Source organism: Bacillus salipaludis, assembly GCF_030938565.1.
In the GTDB taxonomy this organism is placed as follows: domain Bacteria; phylum Bacillota; class Bacilli; order Bacillales; family Cytobacillaceae; genus Neobacillus; species Neobacillus salipaludis_A.
In genome coordinates, this window is sequence record NZ_JAVGVR010000001.1 from 815,001 (window position 1) to 841,193 (window position 26,193).

Annotated in this window: 23 protein-coding genes and 1 riboswitch; of the genes, 22 read left to right on the forward strand and 1 reads right to left on the reverse strand. The window is 41.4% G+C overall.

What is annotated here, in order from left to right:
- Positions 1-221: 221 nt before the first annotated feature.
- The 14 genes from RCG21_RS04045 to purD all read left to right on the forward strand — a co-directional run bounded on the left by RCG21_RS04045 (position 222) and on the right by purD (position 13,958).
- On the forward strand, positions 222-746 hold the full coding sequence (locus tag RCG21_RS04045) for a DUF2179 domain-containing protein (RefSeq protein WP_372512742.1): 525 nt from the start codon (positions 222-224) through the stop codon (positions 744-746).
- Positions 743-949: an NETI motif-containing protein gene (locus tag RCG21_RS04050; protein WP_133339899.1), complete on the forward strand. Its 207-nt coding sequence runs from the start codon at positions 743-745 to the stop codon at positions 947-949. Before RCG21_RS04045 ends, RCG21_RS04050 begins: the two co-directional genes overlap by 4 nt.
- A gap of 89 nt (positions 950-1,038) precedes the next feature.
- A riboswitch (purine riboswitch) is annotated at positions 1,039-1,140 on the forward strand.
- A 131-nt stretch (positions 1,141-1,271) separates the two neighbouring features.
- Positions 1,272-1,760 carry a 5-(carboxyamino)imidazole ribonucleotide mutase gene (gene purE, locus RCG21_RS04055; protein WP_133339897.1) on the forward strand — a complete coding sequence of 163 codons (489 nt, stop codon included), beginning with the start codon at positions 1,272-1,274 and terminating at the stop codon, positions 1,758-1,760.
- Positions 1,753-2,898, forward strand: a complete 1,146-nt coding sequence (purK, locus tag RCG21_RS04060; RefSeq protein ID WP_133339895.1) for a 5-(carboxyamino)imidazole ribonucleotide synthase — start codon at positions 1,753-1,755, stop codon at positions 2,896-2,898. The genes purE and purK overlap by 8 nt, the downstream gene beginning before the upstream one ends.
- A gap of 3 nt (positions 2,899-2,901) precedes the next feature.
- Complete coding sequence (purB, locus tag RCG21_RS04065) at positions 2,902-4,197, forward strand: adenylosuccinate lyase (protein WP_133339893.1); 1,296 nt, start codon at positions 2,902-2,904, stop codon at positions 4,195-4,197.
- 76 nt (positions 4,198-4,273) lie between these two features.
- Complete coding sequence (gene purC, locus RCG21_RS04070) at positions 4,274-4,987, forward strand: phosphoribosylaminoimidazolesuccinocarboxamide synthase (protein WP_372512568.1); 714 nt, start codon at positions 4,274-4,276, stop codon at positions 4,985-4,987.
- Positions 4,980-5,234, forward strand: coding sequence for a phosphoribosylformylglycinamidine synthase subunit PurS (purS, locus tag RCG21_RS04075; RefSeq protein ID WP_133339891.1), 255 nt, complete (start codon positions 4,980-4,982; stop codon positions 5,232-5,234). Before purC ends, purS begins: the two co-directional genes overlap by 8 nt.
- Positions 5,231-5,914, forward strand: coding sequence for a phosphoribosylformylglycinamidine synthase subunit PurQ (purQ, locus tag RCG21_RS04080; protein ID WP_133339889.1), 684 nt, complete (start codon positions 5,231-5,233; stop codon positions 5,912-5,914). The genes purS and purQ overlap by 4 nt, the downstream gene beginning before the upstream one ends.
- Positions 5,898-8,123, forward strand: a complete 2,226-nt coding sequence (gene purL, locus RCG21_RS04085) for a phosphoribosylformylglycinamidine synthase subunit PurL (RefSeq protein ID WP_133339887.1) — start codon at positions 5,898-5,900, stop codon at positions 8,121-8,123. The genes purQ and purL overlap by 17 nt, the downstream gene beginning before the upstream one ends.
- On the forward strand, positions 8,099-9,511 hold the full coding sequence (purF, locus tag RCG21_RS04090; RefSeq protein ID WP_133339885.1) for an amidophosphoribosyltransferase: 1,413 nt from the start codon (positions 8,099-8,101) through the stop codon (positions 9,509-9,511). The genes purL and purF overlap by 25 nt, the downstream gene beginning before the upstream one ends.
- 15 nt (positions 9,512-9,526) lie before the next feature.
- Complete coding sequence (gene purM, locus RCG21_RS04095; protein ID WP_133339883.1) at positions 9,527-10,561, forward strand: phosphoribosylformylglycinamidine cyclo-ligase; 1,035 nt, start codon at positions 9,527-9,529, stop codon at positions 10,559-10,561.
- Positions 10,558-11,160 (forward strand): phosphoribosylglycinamide formyltransferase, encoded by a 603-nt coding sequence (purN, locus tag RCG21_RS04100; protein ID WP_133339881.1) that lies wholly within the window; start codon positions 10,558-10,560, stop codon positions 11,158-11,160. The genes purM and purN overlap by 4 nt, the downstream gene beginning before the upstream one ends.
- On the forward strand, positions 11,135-12,673 hold the full coding sequence (gene purH, locus RCG21_RS04105; protein WP_133339879.1) for a bifunctional phosphoribosylaminoimidazolecarboxamide formyltransferase/IMP cyclohydrolase: 1,539 nt from the start codon (positions 11,135-11,137) through the stop codon (positions 12,671-12,673). The genes purN and purH overlap by 26 nt, the downstream gene beginning before the upstream one ends.
- 13 nt (positions 12,674-12,686) lie before the next feature.
- Positions 12,687-13,958 carry a phosphoribosylamine--glycine ligase gene (purD, locus tag RCG21_RS04110; RefSeq protein ID WP_133339877.1) on the forward strand — a complete coding sequence of 424 codons (1,272 nt, stop codon included), beginning with the start codon at positions 12,687-12,689 and terminating at the stop codon, positions 13,956-13,958.
- Between the two features lie 471 nt (positions 13,959-14,429).
- Here purD and RCG21_RS04115 read toward each other — a convergent pair whose 3' ends face one another.
- On the reverse strand, positions 14,430-14,744 hold the full coding sequence (locus RCG21_RS04115) for a YgaP family membrane protein (RefSeq protein ID WP_133339875.1): 315 nt from the start codon (positions 14,742-14,744) through the stop codon (positions 14,430-14,432).
- Positions 14,745-14,909: 165 nt separating this feature from the next.
- Here RCG21_RS04115 and RCG21_RS04120 point away from each other — a divergent pair, with 165 nt between their 5' ends.
- The 8 genes from RCG21_RS04120 (at position 14,910) to pruA (ending at position 26,188) form a co-directional block, all read left to right on the forward strand.
- On the forward strand, positions 14,910-16,652 hold the full coding sequence (locus tag RCG21_RS04120; protein WP_133339873.1) for an adenine deaminase C-terminal domain-containing protein: 1,743 nt from the start codon (positions 14,910-14,912) through the stop codon (positions 16,650-16,652).
- Positions 16,653-16,717: 65 nt separating this feature from the next.
- Positions 16,718-17,770 carry a DUF3048 domain-containing protein gene (locus RCG21_RS04125; protein WP_133339871.1) on the forward strand — a complete coding sequence of 351 codons (1,053 nt, stop codon included), beginning with the start codon at positions 16,718-16,720 and terminating at the stop codon, positions 17,768-17,770.
- A 28-nt stretch (positions 17,771-17,798) separates the two neighbouring features.
- Positions 17,799-18,116 (forward strand): YerC/YecD family TrpR-related protein, encoded by a 318-nt coding sequence (locus RCG21_RS04130; RefSeq protein WP_133339869.1) that lies wholly within the window; start codon positions 17,799-17,801, stop codon positions 18,114-18,116.
- 206 nt (positions 18,117-18,322) lie between these two features.
- Entirely contained in the window at positions 18,323-19,006 is a 684-nt protein-coding gene (pcrB, locus tag RCG21_RS04135) for a heptaprenylglyceryl phosphate synthase (protein ID WP_133339867.1), read from the forward strand.
- A 66-nt stretch (positions 19,007-19,072) separates the two neighbouring features.
- The gene (gene pcrA, locus RCG21_RS04140; protein ID WP_308912887.1) at positions 19,073-21,313 is read left to right on the forward strand and encodes a DNA helicase PcrA; all 2,241 of its coding nucleotides are present in this window, start codon (positions 19,073-19,075) and stop codon (positions 21,311-21,313) included.
- Between the two features lie 26 nt (positions 21,314-21,339).
- The gene (gene ligA / locus RCG21_RS04145) at positions 21,340-23,346 is read left to right on the forward strand and encodes an NAD-dependent DNA ligase LigA (protein WP_133339863.1); all 2,007 of its coding nucleotides are present in this window, start codon (positions 21,340-21,342) and stop codon (positions 23,344-23,346) included.
- 14 nt (positions 23,347-23,360) lie between these two features.
- Positions 23,361-24,506, forward strand: a complete 1,146-nt coding sequence (locus RCG21_RS04150; protein WP_133339861.1) for a CamS family sex pheromone protein — start codon at positions 23,361-23,363, stop codon at positions 24,504-24,506.
- A 134-nt stretch (positions 24,507-24,640) separates the two neighbouring features.
- Positions 24,641-26,188 carry an L-glutamate gamma-semialdehyde dehydrogenase gene (gene pruA / locus RCG21_RS04155; RefSeq protein WP_133339859.1) on the forward strand — a complete coding sequence of 516 codons (1,548 nt, stop codon included), beginning with the start codon at positions 24,641-24,643 and terminating at the stop codon, positions 26,186-26,188.
- Positions 26,189-26,193 lie beyond the last annotated feature (5 nt).

The window sequence follows — 26,193 nt, forward strand, 5'->3', positions numbered from 1 at the left end:
ATAGAAATATAAAATGGACTAATTTTGTTTTGTACATAAATTTTAAAATGGAAAATCAAACAGACAAAACGGAACATATTTGATGCAACATGGAACAAAAATTTTTAGTAAGAAAATTTTTCTCTTAATACACAATCTAGCTACTAGACCTTTGTAAAAATTGTGCTAAAGTGGGGGAAGGATATATAAAGGGGGTAATTATTTTGTTAGAGAATAGTTTTATGATGGTAGCCATAATCCTTGTTATCAATATTGTCTATGTCTCCTTTTTTACAATTAGAATGATCTTAACCTTAAAAGGACAACGGTATTTGGCTGCATTCCTCAGCATGATTGAAGTAGTTATCTATGTACTGGGCCTAGGCCTAGTGTTAAATAACTTAAATGAAATCCAGAACCTCATTGCGTATGCGGTGGGATATGGAATCGGTGTTGTAGTCGGAATGAAAATAGAGGAAAAGCTCGCACTTGGTTATATTACTGTCAATGTAATCACAACCGAGTATGATAAAAATTTACCTGGAATACTGCGGGAAAAGGGATATGGAGTGACAAACTGGGAAGCAAACGGGCTTGAAGGGGATCGGATGGCGATGCAAATCTTAACCCCGAGAAAATTTGAATTAAAGCTCTATGATACAATCAAGAATCTAGATCCAAAGGCATTTATTATTTCGTACGAACCCAAATCCATCCATGGGGGGTTCTGGGTCAAATCCGTGAAAAGAGGGAAATTATTTTCATGAGTCAAAAGAAGCAAAAAAAATTGCAATTTGAAGTTCAGGAAAATGAAACCATTGATGCATGCCTAGCACGAATGAAACAGCTGGGATATATCCCAATTAGAAGGCTTGAAAAGCCGATTTTTCAAGAAATCAAAAAGGGAAATGAAACCATTTTTGAGCCAATTGGCCGTCAAATTGTCTTTGAAGGGCAATTTAATGAGTAAAACACGAACAATATGGTGCTAACCAAATTTTATTGTTCGATATAATGGTTGACAGTTATTCGAATGGATTGTAAGATAAGTGAGTAGCAAATGACAAATAATCTTACCCTCGTATATCAATGGGAATAGGGCCCATAAGTTTCTACCCAATAACCGTAAATTATTGGACTATGAGGGAAAGTCAATATGTTCGGCAACAATACAGTTAGGGACAGCCCTTAACTTTGTTGACCTTTTCATCAAGATGCCCGGACAAATGGCTTTCTCTTTTAGAGGATGCTATTTGTCTGGGCTTTTTATTTGGCTAAAAGGGGGATGCGGCATGACGAATCTTGTTGGTGTCATCATGGGAAGCAAATCAGACTGGGAAACAATGAAACATGCCTGTGAAATATTAGAAGAACTTGAAATTGCATATGAAAAAAAGGTAGTTTCTGCGCATCGGACACCGGATTTAATGTTTACCTATGCGCAAGAAGCAAGAGATAGAGGTTTAAAGGTAATTATTGCAGGAGCAGGCGGTGCGGCACATCTCCCTGGAATGGTTGCAGCAAAAACAACGCTTCCTGTCATCGGGGTTCCGGTCCAATCAAAGGCCTTAAATGGTTTAGACTCCCTGCTTTCGATTGTGCAAATGCCGGGCGGAGTACCGGTGGCAACCGTTGCAATTGGTAAAGCAGGAGCAGTCAACGCAGGCCTTTTAGCTGCACAAATTTTAGCAACAGAAGATAGTGAACTAGCGAAAAAATTAGAAGCAAGACGCCATGCAATCAAGGAAGAAGTTCTAGAAAGCGGTGAGCAGCTTGTCTAACAAAATAATTTTACCGGGGTCGACAATTGGGATTATCGGCGGTGGTCAATTGGGAAGAATGATGGCCCTCTCGGCTAAGGCTCAAGGGTATCGAATCGCCGTCCTAGAGCCAACCTCAGACTCACCTTGTGGGCAAGTGGCAGATTTTGAAGTCATTGGAGCTTATGATGATCGTGAGGCTATTAGTAAATTAGCAGTAATCAGTGACGTTATAACTTATGAATTTGAAAACATTGATGCAGATACACTTGAATGGATTTGTGAACGTGCGTACGTTCCACAAGGACCGAAATTGCTGACAGTTACCCAGGATCGGATTAAGGAAAAGGCGGCAATCCAGCAGGCGGGTGTGGAAGTAGCACCGTATGAAATCATTAACAGTTTAGAGGATTTATTTTTAAAAATTCAAGCAATTGGCTATCCCGCTGTGTTGAAGACGGCAAGAGGCGGCTACGACGGAAAGGGACAGCTGGTCATAAAAGTTCAGCAGGACTTGCAAAAAGCGGAGGAACTCATCAAACAGGGTGCATGTGTGCTCGAAAAATGGATTCCCTTTGAAAAGGAAATATCGGTTATCGTCACACGCAAGCTTGATGGAGAAACAGCGATATTCCCTGTGGCAGAAAACATCCATCAGGACAATATATTGCATCAAACGATTGTTCCCGCCCGCATTTCGGAAGGTATCCAAGAAAATGCAATTCAAAAGGCAAAACAAATTGCGGATTCATTAAATTTAGTCGGAACACTTGCGGTTGAAATGTTTTTAACTAGTGATGGGACAATATATATCAATGAACTGGCTCCACGGCCTCATAATTCAGGACATTATTCGATTGAAGCCTGCGAGACGTCACAGTTTGAACAGCATGTACGTGCAATCTGCAATCTGCCTTTAGGAAGCACAAAGCTATTAAAATCAGTAGTTATGGTCAACCTATTAGGGGAGCATCTTGAAAGTATGTATGAGGAAATTCCGGGTATGAAAGACTGGAAGGTTCATCTTTACGGAAAAAAAGAACCAAAAATAAAACGTAAAATGGGACACGTAACAATTTTACGTGATAATGTAACAGAGGCCCTTACAGAAATTGAACAAAGCGGCATTTGGAAAGTAACAGAAAAGATCGGAGGATAAAACATGATTGATCGTTATACAAGACCGGAAATGGGTGCTATTTGGACAGAAGAAAATCGCTTTAATGCATGGCTTGAAGTGGAAATCCTTGCTTGCGAAGCTTGGTCAGAGCTTGGTGAAATTCCGAAGGAGGATGTAAAAAAGCTTCGCGAAAATGCCTCCTTCAATATCGACCGAATTAAAGAAATTGAAGAAGAAACTAGACACGATGTTGTAGCCTTTACCCGTGCTGTATCGGAAACTTTAGGAGAAGAACGCAAATGGGTTCATTACGGCTTAACCTCGACAGATGTGGTCGACACTGCTTTATCATATGTTTTAAAACAGGCCAATGCGATTTTACTAAAAGATATCGAAAACTTTGTAGAAATTTTAAAGAATAAAGCAAAAGAACACAAAATGACCGTTATGATGGGGCGTACCCATGGAGTTCATGCAGAACCTACTACTTTTGGATTAAAGCTTGCCCTTTGGTATGAGGAAATGAAACGGAATCTTGATCGCTTCAAGCAAGCTGCAGCGGGTGTTGAATTTGGTAAAATTTCCGGTGCTGTAGGAACCTATGCCAATATCAACCCATTTGTTGAACAATATGTGTGTGAAAAGCTTGGCATACAAAGAGCGCCAATCTCAACACAAACCCTGCAGCGCGACCGTCATGCTCACTATATGTCAACGATTGCTTTAATCGCCACTTCGATTGAAAAGTTTGCGGTTGAAGTTCGCGGCCTGCAAAAGAGTGAAACGCGTGAAGTTGAAGAATTTTTTGCGAAAGGGCAAAAGGGGTCATCAGCGATGCCGCATAAGCGGAACCCAATTGGTTCTGAAAACATGACGGGAATGGCTCGCGTGATTCGCGGCTATATGTTAACAGCCTACGAAAATGTTCCATTATGGCATGAACGTGATATTTCTCATTCATCTGCTGAAAGAGTTATTTTACCGGATGCGACAATCGCATTAAATTACATGTTGAACCGTTTCGGTAATATTATTAAAAACCTTACAGTTTATCCAGAAAATATGAAGCGCAATATGGATCGTACACTTGGATTAATTTATTCACAGCGTGTATTGCTTGCATTAATTGATAAAGGATTATCACGTGAAGAGGCTTACGATACCGTTCAGCCAAAAGCAATGGAAGCATGGGAAAAACAAGTGCCATTCCGTCAGTTGATTGAGGCTGAAACAAAAATCACCAGCCTTCTTAATGCGGAAGAAATTGCAGACTGTTTTGATTACAGCTATCACCTGCAGCATGTGGATACAATTTTTGACCGTTTAGGTTTGAACTAAAAAAATAAGGGGCTGCAGTTGGGCCCCCCTTTTACTAATAAAATTCCCAATATTGCAAAATTTGGAGGCGTTCCTGATGAAAGAACTTCTATACGAAGGAAAAGCGAAAAGAATTTATAAAACGGAAAATGACCAGGTTGTTTTAGTGGAATATAAAGATTCTGCAACTGCCTTTAATGGGCAAAAGAAAGCAGACATTACCGGTAAAGGGCGTTTAAATAATGAGATTACTAGTTTGCTATTTTTAAAGTTAAAAGAAAAGGGCATTGACTCTCATTTTATCGAGCGCGTATCGGAATTAGAACAACTTGTGAAAAAGGTTACTATTATCCCACTTGAAACAGTTGTCCGTAATGTTGCAGCAGGAAGCTTTTCCAAAAGACTGGGTGTTGAAGAAGGAACGCCGTTGAAGGCTCCAATTGTTGAATTTTACTTAAAAGATGATGAACTTGGCGACCCGCTTGTTACCGTCGACCATATTCTTGAATTGAATTTAGCTACAGAAGAAGAAATCAAGGTATTAAGAGAGAAGGCCTTAGAAGTTGATGCAGTTTTATCGAGCTTTTTCGAAGAATTGGGTATTCGTCTGATTGACTTTAAATTAGAGTTTGGAAAAGACACGGATGGGCAAATCCTGCTTGCCGATGAAATATCACCTGATACCTGCAGATTGTGGGAGAAAGAAACAAATAAAAAGCTCGATAAAGATGTATTCCGTCGGGACCTTGGAAGTTTAACAGATGCATATGAAAATATTTTAGCGAGATTGGGAGGACATCAGCATGTATAAAGTAAAGGTATTTGTCACATTAAGAGAGAGCGTATTAGATCCGCAAGGGAAAGCAGTAACAAATTCCTTACACTCTTTAAATTACAAGGAAGTGGCCGATGTCCGAATCGGTAAATATATGGAGTTAACAATTGAAAAGTCTGACCGTGATATTCATGAAGTAGTCAATGAGATTTGCACAAACCTTTTAGCAAACCCGGTTATTGAAGATTACCGTTATGAAGTAGAGGAGTGTGTGGCCCAGTGAAATTCGCAGTAATCGTTTTTCCAGGATCAAACTGTGATATTGACATGTTTCATGCGATTAAAGATGAACTTGGGGAAGAAGTTGAATACGTTTGGCATGATACAGAAAGCCTAGATGAATTTGATGGAATTTTACTTCCAGGCGGCTTTTCATACGGAGATTATTTGCGCTCAGGAGCCATTGCTCGATTCAGTAATGTCATGAAAGAGGTTGTGAAGGCGGCAAGAGCTGGCAAGCCGGTTATGGGTGTTTGTAACGGATTTCAAATTCTTTTGGAAGCAGGCTTGCTTCCGGGAGCAATGAGACGAAACGCGAGTTTATCCTTTATTTGTAAGCAAGTTGAATTAAAGGTTGAAAACAATCAAACGATGTTTACTTCTGATTTAGCTGCAGGAGAAACCATCACGATTCCAGTTGCACATGGTGAAGGAAATTACTATTGCGACGAGGAAACGCTGGCAAAGCTAAAGGCCAATAACCAAATCGTTTTTACCTACCAGGAAAATCCGAACGGAAGCTTAGAAAATATCGCTGGTATAATGAACGATAAAGGCAACGTATTAGGTATGATGCCGCACCCGGAAAGAGCTGTAGATGCTCTTTTAGGCAGTGCCGACGGGCTTAAATTGTTTCAATCGATTGTAAAGACTTGGAGGGAAGCACATGTTGTTAACGCGTGAACCAAATCCGAATGAGATTAAAGCGGAAAAAGTATATCAGCAAATGGGTTTGTCCGATGAAGAGTTTGCGTTGGTTGAAAAAATCCTTGGACGTACGCCAAATTATACAGAAACAGGCTTATTTTCGGTTATGTGGTCTGAACACTGCAGCTACAAAAATTCCAAGCCAGTATTGAAAAAATTCCCGATTACAGGTGAGCGTGTACTTCAGGGCCCTGGGGAAGGGGCAGGTATCGTTGATATCGGTGATAATCAGGCGGTTGTGTTTAAAATTGAAAGTCATAACCATCCTTCAGCTATCGAGCCATACCAAGGTGCAGCAACAGGTGTCGGCGGGATTATCCGTGACGTATTTTCAATGGGAGCACGTCCGATTGCGATGCTAAATTCTCTTCGTTTTGGAGAGTTAGATTCTGCACGTGTCCGCTATTTATTTAAAGAAGTTGTCGCTGGGATTGCCGGATACGGCAACTGTATCGGAATTCCAACTGTAGGCGGCGAAATTCAATTTGATCCATGCTATGAAGGAAATCCATTAGTCAATGCAATGTGTGTTGGTCTAATTGACCATAAGGATATTAAAAAAGGTCAGGCGCATGGCGAAGGAAACACGGTTATGTATGTCGGTGCAAAAACAGGCCGTGATGGAATCCATGGAGCTACCTTTGCGTCGGAGGAATTAACAGAGCAATCCAGTGAAGACCGCCCAGCTGTTCAGGTTGGCGATCCGTTTATGGAAAAACTGTTATTAGAAGCGTGTTTAGAGCTTATCCAATCTGATGCCCTTGTTGGTATTCAAGATATGGGTGCAGCAGGCCTGGTCAGTTCTTCAGCGGAAATGGCAAGTAAAGCCGGAATGGGAATTGAAATGAACTTGGATCTTGTTCCACAGCGTGAAACAGGAATGACTCCATATGAAATGATGCTTTCTGAATCACAAGAACGAATGCTCATTGTTGTAAAAAAGGGAAGAGAGCAAGAAATCGTTGATCTATTTAAAAAGTATGATTTAGATGCTGTCTCCATCGGTAAGGTTACAAGTGATAAGCAGCTTCGCTTGCTTCATAATGGTGAAATTGTTGCAGATGTGCCCGCAGACGCCTTAGCGGAAGATGCACCAGTTTACCATAAGCCATCAAAAGAACCTGGTTATTTTGCAGAGTTCCAAGTAATGGAGAATGAAATTCCTCAAGTAGAGGATTTGAAAGAAACGCTATTAAACCTTTTAAGTCAGCCAACGATTGCCAGCAAGGAATGGGTTTATGAGCAGTATGACCACATGGTCCGGACAAATACGGTTGTATCACCAGGCTCGGACGCAGCGGTAGTCAGAATTCGCGGTACACGTAAAGCTTTGGCCATGACAACGGATTGTAATTCACGTTATGTATATTTAGATCCGGAAATGGGCGGAAAAATTGCTGTTGCTGAAGCAGCCCGCAATATTGTTTGCTCAGGTGCCGAACCATTAGCGATTACCGATAACTTAAATTTCGGTAATCCGGAAAAACCTGAAGTTTTCTGGCAGATTGAAAAAGCAGCAGACGGCATGAGTGAAGCTTGCCGTGTTCTTGAGACACCGGTCATTGGTGGAAACGTCTCTTTATATAACGAAACAAGCGGAACAGCCATCTATCCAACACCGGTTGTTGGAATGGTCGGTTTAGTAACGGATCTTGATCATATTACAACACAAAATTTTAAAAACAGCGGAGATTTAATTTATCTTGTTGGAGAAACAAAAGATGAGTTTGGCGGTAGTGAGCTGCAAAAACTATTGAACGGAAAAGTTTTTGGCCGTGCCCCTGAGTTGAACGTTAAGATTGAGAAAGAAAGACAAAATAAAGTGCTCGCGGCAATCCGTGCGGGAGTGGTTGAATCAGCTCATGACCTTTCTGAAGGCGGCCTAGGAGTAGCTTTAGCAGAATGCCTTTTTGCCGACAATCAGCTTGGAGCAGAAGTGAGTATCACAGGAAATGCTGTATCAGCTTTGTTTAGTGAAACACAATCTCGTTTTCTATTAACAGTGAAAAAAGAAAATCAAACAGAGTTAGAGCGTTTAGTAGATGCAAAATTGATCGGGGAAGTAACCGATACAGCAACATTACAGGTATCAGGTGATAACGGCTTTGTATTTGAAGCTTCGGTGAACGAATTAAAAGCTGCTTGGAAAGGAGCTATCCCATGCTTGCTGAAATCAAGGGATTAAATGAAGAGTGCGGAGTTTTTGGAGTTTGGGGACATCAAGACGCGGCTCAGCTTGCTTATTACGCACTTCACAGTCTGCAGCACCGCGGACAAGAAGGTACCGGCATTGTTGTAACCGATGGTAAAGCACTTAAAGGCGTAAAAGGTGAAGGACTGGTTACGGAAATTTTTACTGCCGATGCAATGAAAGAATTAACAGGGAACGGGGCAATTGGTCACGTGCGTTATGCAACTGCTGGGGGCGGAGGATATGAAAATGTCCAGCCCCTGCTGTTCCATTCCCAAGTTGGAAGTCTTGCCCTTGCACACAATGGAAATCTCGTTAATGTTAATTCGCTTAAACATCAGCTGGAATCACAGGGAAGTATTTTTCAAACAAGTTCAGATACAGAGGTCTTGGCTCACTTGATGAAAAGAAGCGGTTATTCTGAATTGAAAGATCAGGCGAAAAACGCACTTTCCATGCTAAAAGGGGCTTATGCCTACTTGATCATGACCGAAACAGAATTATTAGTTGCGCTTGATCCGCATGGATTACGGCCACTATCGCTTGGCTGCCTTGGCGATGCTTATGTAGTAGCATCGGAAACCTGTGCATTTGATGTCATTGGGGCGGAATATATCCGTGATATTATGCCGGGAGAACTGCTCATCATTAATGATAATGGTATTGTCTCAGAACAATTTGCGGTGAGTTCTACAAAAGCTATTTGTATGATGGAATATATTTATTTTTCAAGACCTGATAGTGATATTCAAGGAATAAATGTTCATACAGCTCGGAAAAATCTTGGTAAGCAATTATTTAAAGAGGCCCCTATTGAAGCCGATGTTGTAACTGGGGTACCCGATTCAAGCATCTCTGCTGCGATTGGTTATGCGGAAGCCTCCGGTATCCCATACGAAATGGGGTTAATTAAAAACCGTTATGTTGGCAGAACGTTTATTCAGCCTTCACAATCGTTACGTGAGCAAGGGGTTAAAATGAAACTTTCACCGGTTCGCGGAGTTGTGGAAGGAAAACGGGTCGTCATGGTTGATGATTCAATCGTCCGCGGGACGACTAGCAGACGCATTGTCACTATGCTAAAAGATGCTGGAGCGACAGAAGTCCATGTTGTGATCAGCTCTCCACCAATAAAAAATCCATGTTTCTATGGAATTGATACATCAACAAAGGAAGAATTGATTGCTTCCGATAAATCAGTTGAGGAAATCAGAGAACTTATAGGAGCCGATTCGCTTACCTTCTTAAGCGTCGAAGGGATGGTTGAAGCAATTGGTAAAAAAGATGCGAACGGAACAGGCGGGTATTGCCTAGGCTGCTTTACAGGAAATTACCCGACAGAAATTTATCCGGATACACTTCAATACTATTACCAAAAGTAGATAGGGGGAACTGTCGTGGCAAATGCATATAAAGAAGCAGGAGTAAACATCGAAGCAGGCTATGAGGCGGTTGAACGAATGAAAAAGCATGTTCAAAAAACAGCAAGGGCCGGAGTATTGGGCGGTTTAGGCGGTTTTGGGGGCATGTTTGACCTATCTGCGCTTCAATTAAAAGAGCCCGTCCTCGTGTCGGGAACGGACGGAGTCGGAACCAAGCTGATGCTTGCTTTTATGATGGATAAGCACGATACAATCGGCATTGATGCGGTAGCAATGTGTGTGAATGACATTGTTGTCCAAGGAGCAGAGCCTTTGTATTTTCTTGACTACATAGCCTGTGGAAAGGCTGTGCCTGAGAAGATTGAGGCAATTGTCAAAGGAATCGCGGATGGCTGTGAACAGGCAGGATGTGCCTTGATTGGCGGAGAAACGGCAGAGATGCCTGGTTTGTACAATGAATCGGAATATGATTTAGCAGGATTTTCAGTAGGGGCTTGTGAAAAAACACAATTGATTACAGGTGAAGCGATTAAGCCTGGGGATGTTCTTATCGGTTTGGCATCAAGTGGAATCCATAGCAATGGCTATTCCCTTGTACGCAAGGTTTTTGCTGATCGGTCTTTATCAGAGTATGTTGATGAACTTGGCTGTACGTTAGGGGAAGAACTGCTGAAGCCAACAAAAATCTATGTGAAATCAATTTTATCAGCTTTGAAAAAATTCACCTTAAAAGGAATGGCTCATATTACCGGCGGTGGTTTTATCGAGAATATCCCAAGAATGCTCCCAGAGGGACTTGGTGCAGAAATTCAGGAACAAAGCTTTAACATTCCACCTGTGTTCAATCTGATGGAATCTGTTGGACAAATTGACCGGCAGGAGATGTATAATATCTTTAATATGGGAATTGGTATGGTGATTGCAGTAGACCAGACAATTGCTTCTGATGTGCTTGAACATTTTGGGCAATGCGGTGAAACAGCTTATGAAATTGGGATTGTAACCGAAACGGATGGAATTAGCATCATCCCGGCTGGAGGAAAAAAATGAAAAAAATCGCTGTATTTGCATCAGGGAGCGGAAGTAACTTTCAAGCCATCATTGATGTCGTTCAATCTGGAGAACTAAAGGCCGATATTTCACTTCTTGTTTGTGACAAACCTGGTGCTTTTGCGGTTGATCGGGCAAATGCCGCCAGAATTCCAAGCTTTGCTTTTTCGGCTAAGGATTATCCATCAAAGGATGCCTATGAGGCGGAAATTCTTGCGGAGTTAAAAAAACGTGGCGTGGAATTCATTGTCCTCGCAGGCTATATGCGTTTAATAGGACCGACCTTACTGCGAGAGTTTCAAGGGAGAATCGTCAATATTCATCCTTCCTTACTTCCTGCTTTTCCCGGTAAAGATGCCATTGGTCAGGCGCTTGAAGCCAAAGCAACGTGGAGCGGTGTAACCATTCATTTTGTTGATGAGGGAATGGACACTGGGCCGATTATCGTTCAGGAACGCGTTCGTTTGGAAGAAGATGAAACACGTGAAAGCCTGCAGAACAAAATCCATGCAGTTGAACACAAGCTATATCCGGCAATTTTACAGGTGCTTTTAACACAAGGGGGTATTGTAAATGGCAAAAAAGCGAGCACTTATTAGTGTTTCAGATAAAACTGGAGTAATTGAGTTTGCAAAAGAACTCGTAAATCTTGGTTTTGAAATTATTTCTACGGGCGGAACAAAGAAAGCTATTCAAGAACAAGGAATTCCGGTTCTTAGTGTAAGTGATGTTACCGGGTTTCCTGAAATCTTAGAAGGCCGTGTTAAAACCTTGAATCCACTAATCCATGGTGGTTTATTGGCAAAACACGATGATCCAGCACATCAAGGTCAATTAGAAGAGCACGGAATTCAACCGATTCAACTAGTATGTGTAAACCTTTATCCATTCCAACAAACCATTGAGAAGCCGGATGTGAAGGTAGCAGATGCTATTGAAAATATTGATATTGGCGGGCCGACAATGCTCCGTGCTTCCGCGAAAAATCATCAATATATTACAGTCGTAGTTGACCCAGCGGATTATCAAACGGTTGCAGAGGAATTAAAAGCGGAAGGTCAAACGAAGCTTGAGACAAGAGTAAAGCTTGCCGCAAAGGTATTCCGTCACACTGCTGCATATGATGCGCTGATTGCTCAGTATATGACAGATTTGGCTCAAGAGGAAACACCGGAAAATTTAACGGTAACCTATGAATTGAAACAATCACTCCGTTACGGAGAAAATCCACACCAAAAAGCAGCTTTTTATAAAAAACCATTAGGTTCTGCTTTTTCAATCGCAAATTCGAAGCAGCTTCACGGGAAAGAGCTTTCCTATAATAATATTAATGATGCAGACGCTGCGCTTCAGATTGTGAAGGAATTCTCAGAGCCAGCTGCTGTAGCGGTTAAGCATATGAATCCATGCGGTGTTGGCACAGGAAAAACAGCGTATGAAGCTTTTGAAAAAGCATTTGCTGCGGACCCTGTTTCGATTTTTGGCGGAATTATCGCATTCAACCGGGAAGTGGATGCGGCGACTGCAGGGAAGCTTCGTGAAATTTTCTTAGAAATTATTATTGCTCCGGCATTTTCTGAAGAAGCTTTGTCCATTTTAACCGGGAAGAAGAATCTTCGCCTTTTAACTATTCCATTTGATCAAGCTAAAAAACCTGAATTCAAAATGACGACGATTGAAGGAGGACTGCTTGTTCAAGAACAAGATCGTTACACACTTGAAGATGCGACGATCACGATTCCAACAAAAAGACAACCAACGGAAGCTGAGTGGGAATCATTGAAGCTTGGCTGGCAGGTTGTGAAACATGTTAAATCAAATGCCATTGTTGTTGCAAGAAATGGGATGACCATTGGAATTGGCGCTGGTCAGATGAATCGCGTTGGAGCAGCTGAAATTGCCTTTAAACAAGCTGGAGAAAAAGCGGTAGGTGCAGGACTTGCCTCTGATGCCTTTTTCCCAATGGATGATACCGTTGAGGCAGCGGCAAATGCAGGAATCACTGCAATTATTCAACCGGGTGGATCGATTCGCGATGAAGATTCGATTAAAAAAGCGGATGAGTATGGAATTGCCATGGTCTTTACAGGAGTAAGACATTTCAAACACTAATGGGGGCGAGTTTGTGAAGGTTTTAATCATTGGCCGTGGTGGAAGAGAGCATGCGATTTGCCGAAAAGTGAGTGAAAGCAGCAAGGTGGAACGTGTTTTTGCCGCTCCTGGGAATCCAGGGATGGAGGACTTTGCTGAGCTGATTCCGCTGCAGGAGTCTGAATCAGAAAAATTGATTCAGTTTGCGAAAGAGGAAGGAATTGGATTAACGATTATTGGACCTGAGGTTCCGCTCCTTGAAGGACTGGCAGATCGATTCACGGAAGCGGGTCTTCCTGTGTTTGGTCCTAAAAAAGCAGCAGCCGAAATTGAAGGCAGTAAGTCGTTTGCGAAGGAATTAATGAAGAAATACCAAATTCCAACTGCAGATTATGCAGTTTTCACTTCCTTTGATGAGGCAAGTAATTATATAGAAGAAAAAGGTGCTCCGATTGTAATAAAAGCGGATGGACTTGCAGCAGGAAAAGGTGTTACCGTGGCGATGACCAAAGAGGAAGCCTTGGAAAGCCTTGAAGAAATGCTAGTTGGCGCTAAGTTCGGTGCAGCGTCTTCTCGTGTTGTGATTGAGGAGTTTTTGGCCGGTGAAGAGTTTTCCCTTATGGCCTTTGTAAATGGTCAGACGGTGGTCCCACTTGAAATCGCTCAGGACCATAAGCGAGCGTTTGATGGGGACCAAGGTCCGAATACGGGGGGAATGGGCGCGTATTCTCCTGTCCCACAAATTAGTGACGATATGATTCAAACAGCGGTGGAAACGATTCTTAAGCCTGCAGCAGAAGCCATGGTTACAGAAGGAAGAAGCTTTTGCGGGATTTTATACGCTGGACTGATTGCAACGGAAAAGGGTCCAAAGGTTATTGAATTTAACGCAAGATTTGGAGATCCGGAAACCCAAGTGATTTTACCAAGGTTAAAATCTGATTTGGTTGAAGTGATTCTTGAGCTTTTGGATGGCCAAGCACCAAGCCTTGTATGGGACGAGCAGACGATGATCGGGGTTGTTGTGGCAGCAAAGGGATATCCTGAAACCTATGAAAAGGGTGCCGTTCTTAATGGGTTAAATAAATTTAGTGAACAGGCTTATATTTTTCATGCAGGAACAGTGAAAAATGAGCAGGATGAATTCATTACGAATGGCGGCAGAGTCTTGCTTGTAGGTGGACTTGGGGAAACGATTGAGGATGCCCAGAAAAAGGTTTATGCGGAACTTGAAAATCTGCAATGTGATGGTGTTTTTTATCGAAAAGATATTGGTTATAAAGCAGCAAGGTTTGTAAATAGCTAAATGAAAGAGGACTGGCTACGCTGCCAGCCCTCTTCATTATTTTGAGAATTCGGTAACCGAGCGAGGCTATAGATGCCTGTAAAGAGGAAAAAAGGTGTTGGCGGTAACCGAGCGAGGCTGTAGATGCCCGAGAAGAGGAAAAAAAGGTGTTGGTGGTAACCGAGCGAGGCTATAGATGCCCGAGAAGAGGAAAAAAAGGTGTTGGCGGTAACCGAGCGAGGCTGTAGATGCCCGAGAAGATGAGAAAAGAGTGCACGCGGTAACCGAAAGAGGCTGTAGATGCCTGTAAAGAGGAAAAAAGGGTGTTGGCGGTAACCGAGCGAGGCTATAGATGCCCGAGAAGATGAAAAAAGAGTGCACGCGGTAATCGAAAGTGGGTATAGATACCCGTAAAGAGAAAAAAGAGTGTACGAGGTAACTAAACAAGCGTTTAAAAACAAAAAGGCCCTCCCTAGAGAAGGCTTTAGATCTTTAAGTCGGGTTATAAGGCAAAACCTCATCCCCATCCAGATTTGTTAATCCCTCCAACCCATCCATTGAATCATGATGAGCCTCAGACTGTTTAATTTCAGAATTCATTACAGGACATTTTTTATAAAAAGCCGTTACTGGACAGTAACGGACAATGCCTTCTCCCACCTTCATTGCACCACAAACAGCGGCCAATAAATAAGAGTCTCTCCAAGGTCTTTTAACAAGCTTGGCGGTTGCCCAAGCAAGAACAGTCAAGCCAAAGGTAATGCGAATCAACGCATTTAAAATCCCAATATTTGGTTTAATATTCATTTTGTTCACTCCTTCACAAAATTTTAACATTATTTATCAAGTCTTTACTGCTTTACATTGCGAAATATGATAGTATATTAACAAATGGATTTTGTAAGGGTTTTCTTTACGATTAAATCAATATTCTTATATAGATAAATAGACTTAAAGAGGGAGGGATATCATGTGCTGGAACAACGTTATCGATGGAAAAATAAACATTTACGGACGCATGTATCAGTATTAGAGGGGAGAACTTCTCCCACCATTTTATTAAAAAATGCTTTGTATTTAAATCAGGCTATTCGTCAATGGATGAGAGCCAATATTTGGATTTATGATGATCGGATTGTTTATGTCGGCGAAAACTTGCCGGCTACATTAAAGAACTGCGAAGTGATCGATTGTACAAATGAAATTCTTGTTCCTGGATACATTGAACCGCATGCCCATCCGTTTCAATTATATAATCCCCATACATTAGCGGAATATGCATCACAATTTGGAACGACAACCTTAATCAATGACAATATGGCGCTAATTTTAAACTTAAAAAAAAGGGAAGCGTTTTCATTATTGAGAGAGCTGCGGACCATTCCGACTACAATGTTTTGGTGGAGCCGTTTTGATTCTCAAACGGAAATATTAGGGGAAGAAGAAACATTTTCACACAGTAATGTAAAATTGTGGCTTGAGCATGATGCTGTCCTTCAGGGTGGGGAATTAACCGGTTGGCCGAAGCTTCTAGACGGGGACGATATGATGCTTCATTGGATTCAAGAAGCAAAGCGGATGCGGAAGAAAATTGAAGGTCATTTTCCGGGTGCGTCTGAAAAGACTTTAGCGAAGCTGATGCTGCTTGGGGCAGATTGTGACCATGAATCAATGACAGGTGAAGAAGTTTATAATCGACTAATGCAAGGTTATATGGTAACATTGCGCCATTCATCGATTCGGCCAGATTTACCAGTACTTCTTGACGATATAAAACGATTAGGGATTCAAACGTATGATCGGTTCATGTTTACGACAGATGGGTCAACATCAAACTTTTACGAGCAGGGGATTATTGATCAAATGATCCGGATTGCAATCGAAAAGGATGTTCCGAGCATCGATGCTTATAATATGGCAACGATTAACGTCGCAAGGTACTATAATATTGAGCATTTACACGGAAGTATTGCAACCGGACGGGTTGCCAATATTAACTTCTTATCGAGTATTGAAGACCCAACTCCTATTTCTGTTCTTGCGAAAGGTAAATGGGTTAAACGCGACGGGAAACAAACGGAAGTAAATGCTGAGATTAACTGGCCGGACTTCGGACTTAAGCCACTAGAACTCGATTGGAATTTGTCTATTGATGATTTGCAATTTTCAATGCCATTTGGGATTAAAATGGAGAATTCTGTTATCACGAAGCCCTATTCCATTGCCATTGATGTTTCAGGAGATGAACTGCCAACCAATCATGATGAAAGCTTCTTTACACTGATTGACCGTAAAGGTAAGTGGAGAATCAATACCATGCTAAAAGGATTTACTTCAAAGTTATCCGCGCTTGCAAGTTCATTTTCAGGCACTGGGGATATTATTTTAATTGGTAAAAATAAAAAAGATATGATCCATGCATTTGATCGAATGAAAGAACTTGGCGGAGGAATTGTGTTAGTTCAGGATGGTCAAGTGATTTGTGAGGTTCCTTTATCATTGGGAGGAATCATGTCGGAAAAGCCGATGGAACATTTAATGGAGGAAGAAAAAAGACTTCTTGAAGAATTGAGTGAACGAGGGTATTCATTTGGAGACCCCATTAGTAGTTTATTATTTTTCTCTTCAACCCATTTACCGTATATTCGAATCACACAGCAAGGAATGTACGATGTTATGAATAAAACAGTACTCTTTCCGTCTATAATGCGTTAAAATGTAAATAGGTTAATGCATTACAGTGTAAAAGTCTTTTAACCAAAAATAGGGGTGGCTATTAGATGAAGAAATGGGCGGTCATAGTGGCAGCTGTCTTCTTATTGGTGTCCGGATGCAGCAAAAAGGAAACTGTCAAAAAGCCTGATGAGAATGTGAAAAAAGATGTAGGAAAAGTTGAACAAAAAGCGGATGAAAAGAATGAATTCCCATATTATTTTCCTTTAACCGGAAAGGGTTCACAGACTGAAACAGACAGCAGAGCTGTTGCTGTAATGATTAATAACCATCCTGCAGCAAGACCGCAATCTGGTTTAAACAAGGCTGATATCGTTTATGAAATTTTGGCTGAAGGGAATATCACAAGATTTCTTGCCGTATTTCAAAGCGAAAGGCCAAAAAATATCGGGCCGGTACGGAGCGCCCGGGATTATTATATTGATTTAGCCAAAGGTTTAAATGCACTTTATATTGCTCACGGCTATAGTCCGGAAGCCAAAAAAATGCTTGAATCAGGCTATATTGACAACTTGAATGGCATGGTTTATGACGGAACACTTTTCCATCGGGCGAGTTTTAGAGTAGCACCGCACAATTCGTATATCACCTATGATAATATTTTAAAGGGTGCGAAAATGAACAAATATTCAATGGACAAAACACCACCTGCCTTTAAATTTCTTTCAGAAGAGGACGCTAAAAAGGTTACCGGCGCCGATGCTAAATCGGTAAAGATTTCTTATTATGCTAGCGGCGATTTTGATTGTGTGTATGAGTATGATTCCGCTACAGGGAAATATAAACGTTTCCAGGGCGGGGAACAAACTGTTGATTTAGAAACAAAAGACCCGATTCTTCTAGATAATATTTTCATTGTTGAGGCAAAGCATGAAGTAATCGACAAAAAAGGACGTCGTACGATTGATTTTCAATCCGGAGGAAAAGGTTATTTAGTGCAGATGGGGAAAGTAAACGAAGTGGAATGGAAAAATGAGAACGGTAGGATTGTCCCAATGAAGAATGGAGAAGAGGTTCCATTTGTCCAAGGTAAAACATGGGTAAATGTTGTTCCAACAGATCCGGGAATGCAAAAAAGTGTTTCGTTTAATGTGAAATAATTTTATTCAAACTAAAGGGGTATAAAATATGCAAATAAATAAGCTAAGAGGGAAAGAACTGGATCAACTTTTTCTAGGGATTCTTTCGTTAAAAGATCTTGAAGAGTGTTATCGTTTTTTTGATGACCTTTGCACGATTAATGAAATTCAGTCATTGGCCCAACGCTTAGAGGTAGCCAGAATGCTTCGTGAAGGAAATACCTATCACCGAATTGAAGCAGAAACCGGTGCGAGTACTGCAACTATCTCACGTGTAAAACGCTGCTTAAACTATGGCAATGACACCTATGAATTGGTGCTAGAACGAGTCAAAGAAGAAAAGTCGACTACAACTGAGGAATCATAAAGCCAAAAACCGGAGAGATATTCTTCGGTTTTTCTTTTGTCCGGCTCCAGCGCCTAGACCCTTTAGGTTGCTTCAGCACTTGCCTTAGGCTGAACAGGGTGCTTCCGCTTTTCTAGTTGGATTTTCTTTCTATTAGGTTTTCTTTTTTATTACGTTTCCTCTAATGCTATAATGGTGTAATGAAATGAATGTAGGAGGACCTTGGGATGTATGATTTTCGCGAGTGGCGCCATGTGTTTAAACTCGACCCTAATAAACAGATATCGGATGAACATTTAGAAGAAATTTGTGAATCAGGTACGGATGCAGTGATAGTGGGAGGTACAGATGGAGTTACACTCGAAAATGTCCTCGATTTAATGGCCAGAATACGCAAGTTTGCTGTACCATGTGTTCTGGAGGTATCAAGTGTTGAAACAGTTACCCCTGGATTTGATCTCTATTTTATTCCAACGATTCTAAATAGTAAGGATACAAAATGGATTACTGGGCTTCACCATCAAGCAGTGAAAGAATTTGGCGACCTTATGGATTGGGAAGAAATCGTTATGGAAGGCTATTGCATCATGAATAGTGAATGCAAAGCAGCCAAACTGACAAATGCTGTAACGGAGATTACGGCTGAAGATGTAAGGGCCTATGCGATGATGGCTGAAAAAATGTTTCAACTGCCTATTTTTTATCTCGAGTTTAGCGGGCAATATGGACAACCAGAAATGGTTTCAGAGGTGAAAAAAGTCCTTGAAAAAGCGACCTTTTTTTATGGCGGTGGTATATCCACATATGAACAGGCAGTGGAAATGGCAAAGTTTGCAGATGTAATTGTCGTAGGAAATGCGATTTATGAAGATTTTAAAAATGCCTTAAAAACAGTGCAGGCAGTTCGATAGAAATTTGCTGGAAGAGTAAAGATAATGATAAAATAAGAACAAATGTTTGATTTGGCGGTGATGAAAATGCAATACTTATCCGAAAAGCTATTAAATGGCTTAAATCCGGAACAGCAAAGCGCTGTGAAGTGTACGGACGGACCTTTATTACTAATGGCCGGTGCCGGGAGCGGTAAAACAAGAGTGTTAACACATCGGATTGCGTATTTAATTGTGGAAAAAAGGGTGAATCCATATAATATTTTGGCGATCACCTTTACAAATAAAGCGGCAAGAGAGATGAAAGAAAGAATCGGAAAAGTGATGGGCGGAGCTGCGGAAGAAATTTGGATTTCCACCTTTCACTCAATGTGCGTAAGAATTTTACGCCGAGATATTGACCGGATTGGCTTTAATCGAAATTTCACGATTCTTGACACAACGGATCAACAATCGGTTATTAAAGGAATTTTAAAAGATAAGAATATTGACCCGAAAAAGTTTGACCCGAGGGCGATGCTCGGGGCAATCAGTTCTGCCAAAAACGAATTAATTGACCCTGAGGAATATTCAAAAACAGCAGGCGGTTACTTTGATCAGGTCGTTAGTGATGTGTATGAAGAATATCAAAAACGTTTGCGAAAAAATCAGGCGCTTGATTTCGATGATTTAATCATGATGACCATTCAATTGTTCCGTCGTGTTCCGGATGTTTTAGAATATTATCAGCGGAAGTTCCAATATATTCATGTCGACGAGTATCAGGATACGAATAAAGCCCAGTATTTATTAGTAAAGCTGCTGGCAATGCGATTTAAAAATCTTTGCGTAGTCGGTGATTCTGATCAGTCGATTTATAGATGGCGTGGTGCGGATATTGCGAATATATTATCTTTTGAAAAAGATTATCCAAACGCCACCGTTATCCTTTTAGAACAAAACTATCGCTCGACGAAAAGAATCCTTCTTGCGGCGAACAAAGTGATTGAAAACAATTTGAATAGAAAAGCGAAAAACCTTTGGACAGAAAATCCAGAGGGAAATAAACTTATGTATTACCGTGCCGATAGCGAACAGAGTGAGGCACAGTTTGTTGCTGGCAAAATTAAAGAATTGACCCGTGATGGTAAGCACAAGCTTTCGGAAATTGCTATCCTCTATCGGACGAACGCACAGTCCCGTGTAATGGAGGAAGTTTTGCTGAAATCAAATATTGAGTACAGCATTGTCGGCGGTACCAAGTTCTATGACAGAAAAGAAATCAAGGACATGTTAGCCTATTTAAGATTGATTTCAAATCCAGACGATGATATCAGCCTGCGGAGAATCATAAATGTTCCGAAACGCGGTATCGGCTCAAGCTCAGTTGATAAAATTGCTGACTTTGCAGCAATGCATGATCTTTCATTGTACCAAGCCTTAGATTCAATTGAATTAATTGGTTTAAGTCCTAAAATTACGAAGGCAGCCCGTGATTTCAGGGACTTCATTCGAAACTATACACAAATGCAGGAATTCCTATCCGTAACGGAATTGGTCGAGGAAATCCTAGAGAAATCCGGTTATCGTGAGATGCTAAAGGCAGAAAAATCACTTGAAGCACAAAGCCGTCTTGAAAACTTGGACGAATTATTATCTGTTACGAAAAACTTTGAGGACGTAAGCGAGGACAAAAGCCTTGTTGCCTTTTTAACGGATTTAGCCCTTGTTGCGGATATTGATTCAATGGATGAAGAAGTGGAAAAAGCGGATTCGATTGTGCTGATGACCTTGCACTCAGCAAAGGGGTTGGAATTTCCTGTTGTCTTCCTTATTGGCATGGAGGAGGGAGTATTCCCACACAGCCGTTCCCTTATGGAGGAAGCGGAAATGGAAGAGGAACGCCGCTTGGCCTATGTGGGAATTACCAGGGCGGAACAAAGCCTATTTCTGACTAATGCTCAAATGCGGACGCTTTTTGGCCGAACAAACATGAATCCGGCTTCCCGTTTTATTAAGGAAATCCCTGAAGATCTTTTGGAAGATGCGGTTCCAAAAGCTGGGAAGAGTTCTACATTTGGTTCAAGAGGAGGTTCGTTTGCCGGTTCCGGTACTGGATTTGGAGCCCCTGCTGCGAGAAAACCGGTGATGCGGCCAGTTGCAGCCACGACCGGCGGAGATCAAGTTGGCTGGAAAGTTGGCGATAAAGCCGAACACGGTAAGTGGGGAATAGGAACGGTTGTCAGCGTGAAGGGCGAAGGAGAAGGAACTGAACTCGATATTGCTTTTCCTAGTCCAACAGGAATCAAACGTTTGCTTGCCAAATTTGCGCCGATTAAAAAGGCATAAGAATCAATGAAGAAAGGGCTGGATTTATGGACCTTCAACTAACGGAACAAAGAATCAATGAACTAAAAAGCCTATTAAATCAATATGGCTATGAATATTATGTGCTGGACAAACCAACCGTTCCGGATTTGGAGTATGACCGTTTAATGCAGGAACTGTTAAAGCTAGAAGAAAAGTATCCTGAATTGAAAACATCTGATTCGCCTTCTGAACGTGTTGGCGGTCCTATATTAGATCTTTTTGAAAAGGTTGAGCACCGTACCCCGATGCTTAGCCTTGGTAATGCTTTTAATGACGGAGATTTAAGAGATTTTGACCGCCGGGTTCGTCAAGCGGTGGGTGATACCGTTTCCTATGTTTGCGAATTGAAAATTGATGGGCTGGCCGTTTCCTTACGCTATGAAAATGGATTGTTCCTTCAAGGGGCTACGCGTGGGGACGGTACGATTGGCGAAGATATTACGGCCAACTTAAAAACGATTAAATCAATTCCATTACGTTTACGTGAGAATGTTTCCATCGAGGTTCGTGGAGAGGCATTTATGCCGAAGCGTTCCTTTGAAGCATTAAACCGGGTGAAAGAGGAGAATGGTGAAGAACCTTTCGCAAACCCGAGAAATGCAGCTGCTGGTTCCCTTAGACAGCTTGACCCGAAAATGGCAGCGTCGCGAAATCTCGATGTTTTTTTATACGGTATTGGTGATATTGGAGGGTTAGGTGTAACCTCCCATGGTGAAGGACTTGATTACTTGGATGCTCTCGGGTTTAAAACCAATAAAGAGCGAAGAAAATGTTCAGGAATTGATGATGTGATTGAGTATGTCAACAGCTGGGTTGAAAAGCGCCCGCATCTTCCTTATGAGATTGATGGGATTGTTATTAAAGTAGATTCACTTGAGCAGCAGGAACAGCTTGGGACAACAGCTAAAAGCCCACGTTGGGCGATTGCGTATAAATTCCCAGCTGAAGAGGTAGTCACAACATTATTAGATATTGAACTGAGTGTTGGCCGTACAGGGGTGGTAACTCCAACCGCGATTCTTGTACCGGTTAAGGTAGCTGGGACAACTGTACAGCGTGCCTCTTTGCATAATGAAGATTTAATCCGTGAAAAGGATTTAAAAATTGGCGATAAAGTCGTGATTAAAAAGGCTGGCGATATTATTCCGGAGGTCGTAAATGTCCTTGCTGAAGAGCGGACAGGCACGGAAAGAGATTTTTACATGCCAACGCATTGTCCTGAATGTGAAAGTGAGCTTGTCCGTCTTGACGGGGAAGTTGCTTTACGGTGTATCAATCCAAAATGCCCGGCACAAATCCGCGAAGGTCTGATACACTTTGTCTCGCGAGATGCCATGAATATCGAGGGTCTAGGGGAAAGAGTCATCAGCCAGCTTTTTACTGAAAAATTAATTGCCGATGTCGCTGATCTTTATAAGCTTACAAGAGAGCAGCTTTTAGCCCTTGAACGAATGGGGGAAAAATCAGTTTCCAATCTGTTAAAGGCAATTGAGGCTTCAAAAAGCAATTCACTTGAGAAACTGCTTTTCGGTCTTGGAATTCGTCATGTAGGCGCAAAAGCGGCAAAAACATTAGCGCAGGAATTTGGTTCAATGGATCATCTTGCCGCCGCGACAAAGGAACAATTGATTTCTATTAACGAAATTGGGGAGAAAATGGCCGATTCTATTGTTACTTTTTTTGAACAAGAAGAAGTGTCCTCGTTGATTAAGGAACTATCCTCTTATGGAGTCAATATGGACTACAAAGGGGCCAAACCAGTTTTAGCAGCGGAGTCTGATTCCATTTTTGCCGGAAAAACAATTGTCCTTACAGGGAAACTAGAGAAACTATCGCGGAATGAAGCCAAGGAAAAAATTGAAGCACTAGGCGGCAATGTTGCTGGAAGTGTTAGTAAAAAAACGCATCTGGTTATTGCCGGAGAAGAAGCCGGTTCTAAGCTTTCCAAAGCGCAGGAACTAGGAATTGAAGTATGGGACGAAGAGAAGCTATTAGTTGAATTAAATAAATAAGAGGTGTTACCACCGTGAAAAAGCTTATACTGCTTGTCTTTTCGTTTGTCCTTCTGCTCAGCGGCTGTTCATTAAACTTTCAAAAGCAGGATGAGGTCGTGCAAACAAAAGAGAAAACGAAAGGAAAAGCAATTATTCCTAAATATAATATTTCCGACAAGTATTATCGGACGATTTTACCATTTGAACCTGGGGAAGCCCGCGGGATGATTGTCGGCAATCTTAACACGAGATACGATATTGATGAATTTGAAACAGGTTTAATGCGGATTGCCCAAAATACCTTTGATACAGATCAATATTACTTTCAAGAGGGACAGCAAATTAAACGGGATACGATTAAACTTTGGTTAAATCGAAAATTTACAAAGGCTCAGTTAAAGGAACAAGGATTAAAATCATCTGAAAATATCGGTTTAAATCCGCTCGATACCGGAAAAGGGGAAACGCCGATTTACCTTGCTCATATTTTGGAGCATGATTATTTGACAAAAACGGATAAAGGTACAGTTAAATTGGGCGGAATCACAATTGGACTTGCATTAAATTCGATTTATTATTATCAAACGGTTCAATACGGGCCGACCTATGAGAAGAAAATAGACTATTCTAAAATGAAAAGCGAAGGAGAACAAATTGCCGCGGAAGTATTAAAACGTATTCGCAGTATGAAAAAATTGGGGAATATACCAGTGACAATTGCCTTATTTGAAACACAGAGCAAATCATCGGTTGTTCCAGGTAATTTCTTTGCGTACACGAATGTAGATGCCGGCAGTTCAAGTATAGATGGCTGGGAAAAAGTAAACGAAAAATACTTCTTATTCCCGTCAACCGACGCACAAGATAAGCATAGGGATGACCTTACTGCATTTTTAAACTTTAAGCAGGATGTTGAAGAGTATTTTCCAAATTATAACGGCGTAATTGGCAGAGCCTTTTATGTTGGCGATCAACTCCAAGATCTTAAAATCTCAATTCCGATTCAATTCTATGGAAAAATGGAAGCTGTCGGCTTTACCCAATATGTAACAGGTCTGGTCATGGATCGTTTTCCGAAATATATTTCGGTTTCCGTCAGTGTAACATCCGTTGATGGTCCTGAGGCACTTATAGTCAAAAAGGCAAACGAAACAGAACCGTTTGTTCATATTTACTAAATATTATACTTTTTTAAAACCAGATCCGGGGCCGGCCCCGGATCTTTTTTTCAGGTTATAACTATAGTTCAAATGATTGATACTATAAAGTGAATTGGATGTAAACGTTTTTAATACATAGGAGGGTTTCAAACATGGTACAACCTTACAAACATGAGCCACTCACAGATTTTACGGTTGATGAAAACCGCCAAGCTTATCTTCAGGCATTACAAACCGTTAAAGGTTATTTAGGCAAGGATTATGACCTTGTGATTGGCGGTGAAAAAATTGCGACTGAAGATAAAATTGTTTCCTATAACCCAGCGAATAAAGAAGAGGTAATTGGCCGCGTTTCGAAAGCAAACAAAGATCTTGCTGAAAAAGCGATGCAGGCAGCAGTAGAAGCATTCAAAACGTGGAAAAAAACGAAAGCTGAAGTTCGTGCTGATGTGCTTTTTAAAGCGGCTGCGATTATTCGCCGACGCAAGCATGAGTTTTCAGCTTTGATGACAAAAGAAGCAGGTAAGCCATGGAGAGAAGCAGATGCTGATACAGCAGAAGGTATTGACTTTCTGGAATACTATGGCCGTCAAATGCTGGCAATTAAAAATGGTGTACCCGTTCAAAGCCGTCCAAATGAATTCAACCGTTATGACTATATACCTCTTGGTGTAGGAATCATTATTTCACCTTGGAACTTCCCATTTGCAATCATGGCAGGTACAACGGTTGCTGCAATTGTATCTGGTAATACGGTCCTATTAAAACCAGCGTCTACTACGCCAATTATTGCTGCTAAATTTGTTGAAGTAATGGAAGAAGCAGGTCTTCCCAAGGGTGTCTTAAACTTTGTGCCAGGAAGCGGTGCAGAAGTGGGTGACTATTTAGTTGATCATAAAGATACTCGTTTCATCAGCTTCACAGGTTCCCGTGATGTTGGTCTCCGTATTTTTGAACGTTCTTCAAAAATAAATGAAGGTCAAATCTGGATGAAGCGCTTGATTGCAGAAATGGGAGGTAAAGATACCATTGTTGTTGACAGTGAAGCAGATCTTGAGCTTGCTGCACAATCCATTGTTGCTTCTGCCTTCGGTTTCTCCGGTCAAAAATGTTCTGCATGTTCTCGTGCAGTAATCGTTGAAGATGTATATGATACAGTCCTAAACCGTGTTATTGAGTTAACAAAACCATTAACAGTGGGGGAACCTACTGAACAGGGCACTTTCACTGGTCCAGTAATTGATAACAACGCGTTCAAAAAGATCATGGAATACATCGAAATTGGAAAACAAGAAGGTAAATTAATGGCCGGAGGTGAAGGGGACAATTCAAAGGGCTACTTCATTCAACCAACTGTTTTTGCTGACCTTGCTCCAAACGCCCGCATTATGAAGGAAGAAATCTTTGGACCAGTTGTCGGCATCACAAAGGCGAAAAACTTTGATGAAGCAATTGAAATTGCCAACAACACTGAATACGGCTTAACAGGTGCGGTCATCACTTCAAACCGTGCGCATATGGAACAAGCCCGAGAGGATTTCCATGTTGGTAATCTTTACTTCAACCGCGGCTGTACAGGTGCCATCGTTGGCTACCAGCCATTCGGCGGCTTCAACATGTCCGGAACTGACTCCAAAGCAGGCGGCCCAGATTATCTATTGCTACACATGCAAGCAAAAACAACCTCTGAATTATACTAATAGAA

Bases quoted from the DNA above. Each gene is read 5' to 3' on its own strand.
- pruA (WP_133339859.1), top strand. From the start codon at position 24,641: ATGGTACAACCTTACAAACATGAGCCACTCACAGATTTTACGGTTGAT.
- purH (WP_133339879.1), top strand. From the start codon at position 11,135: ATGGCAAAAAAGCGAGCACTTATTAGTGTTTCAGATAAAACTGGAGTA.
- purN (WP_133339881.1), top strand. From the start codon at position 10,558: ATGAAAAAAATCGCTGTATTTGCATCAGGGAGCGGAAGTAACTTTCAA.
- RCG21_RS04115 (WP_133339875.1), bottom strand. From the start codon at position 14,744: ATGAATATTAAACCAAATATTGGGATTTTAAATGCGTTGATTCGCATT.
- purS (WP_133339891.1), top strand. From the start codon at position 4,980: ATGTATAAAGTAAAGGTATTTGTCACATTAAGAGAGAGCGTATTAGAT.
- pcrB (WP_133339867.1), top strand. From the start codon at position 18,323: ATGTATGATTTTCGCGAGTGGCGCCATGTGTTTAAACTCGACCCTAAT.
- purE (WP_133339897.1), top strand. From the start codon at position 1,272: ATGACGAATCTTGTTGGTGTCATCATGGGAAGCAAATCAGACTGGGAA.
- purB (WP_133339893.1), top strand. From the start codon at position 2,902: ATGATTGATCGTTATACAAGACCGGAAATGGGTGCTATTTGGACAGAA.
- RCG21_RS04045 (WP_372512742.1), top strand. From the start codon at position 222: ATGATGGTAGCCATAATCCTTGTTATCAATATTGTCTATGTCTCCTTT.
- purF (WP_133339885.1), top strand. From the start codon at position 8,099: ATGCTTGCTGAAATCAAGGGATTAAATGAAGAGTGCGGAGTTTTTGGA.
- purL (WP_133339887.1), top strand. From the start codon at position 5,898: ATGTTGTTAACGCGTGAACCAAATCCGAATGAGATTAAAGCGGAAAAA.
- ligA (WP_133339863.1), top strand. From the start codon at position 21,340: ATGGACCTTCAACTAACGGAACAAAGAATCAATGAACTAAAAAGCCTA.
- RCG21_RS04050 (WP_133339899.1), top strand. From the start codon at position 743: ATGAGTCAAAAGAAGCAAAAAAAATTGCAATTTGAAGTTCAGGAAAAT.
- purC (WP_372512568.1), top strand. From the start codon at position 4,274: ATGAAAGAACTTCTATACGAAGGAAAAGCGAAAAGAATTTATAAAACG.
- pcrA (WP_308912887.1), top strand. From the start codon at position 19,073: ATGCAATACTTATCCGAAAAGCTATTAAATGGCTTAAATCCGGAACAG.
- RCG21_RS04130 (WP_133339869.1), top strand. From the start codon at position 17,799: ATGCAAATAAATAAGCTAAGAGGGAAAGAACTGGATCAACTTTTTCTA.
- RCG21_RS04125 (WP_133339871.1), top strand. From the start codon at position 16,718: ATGAAGAAATGGGCGGTCATAGTGGCAGCTGTCTTCTTATTGGTGTCC.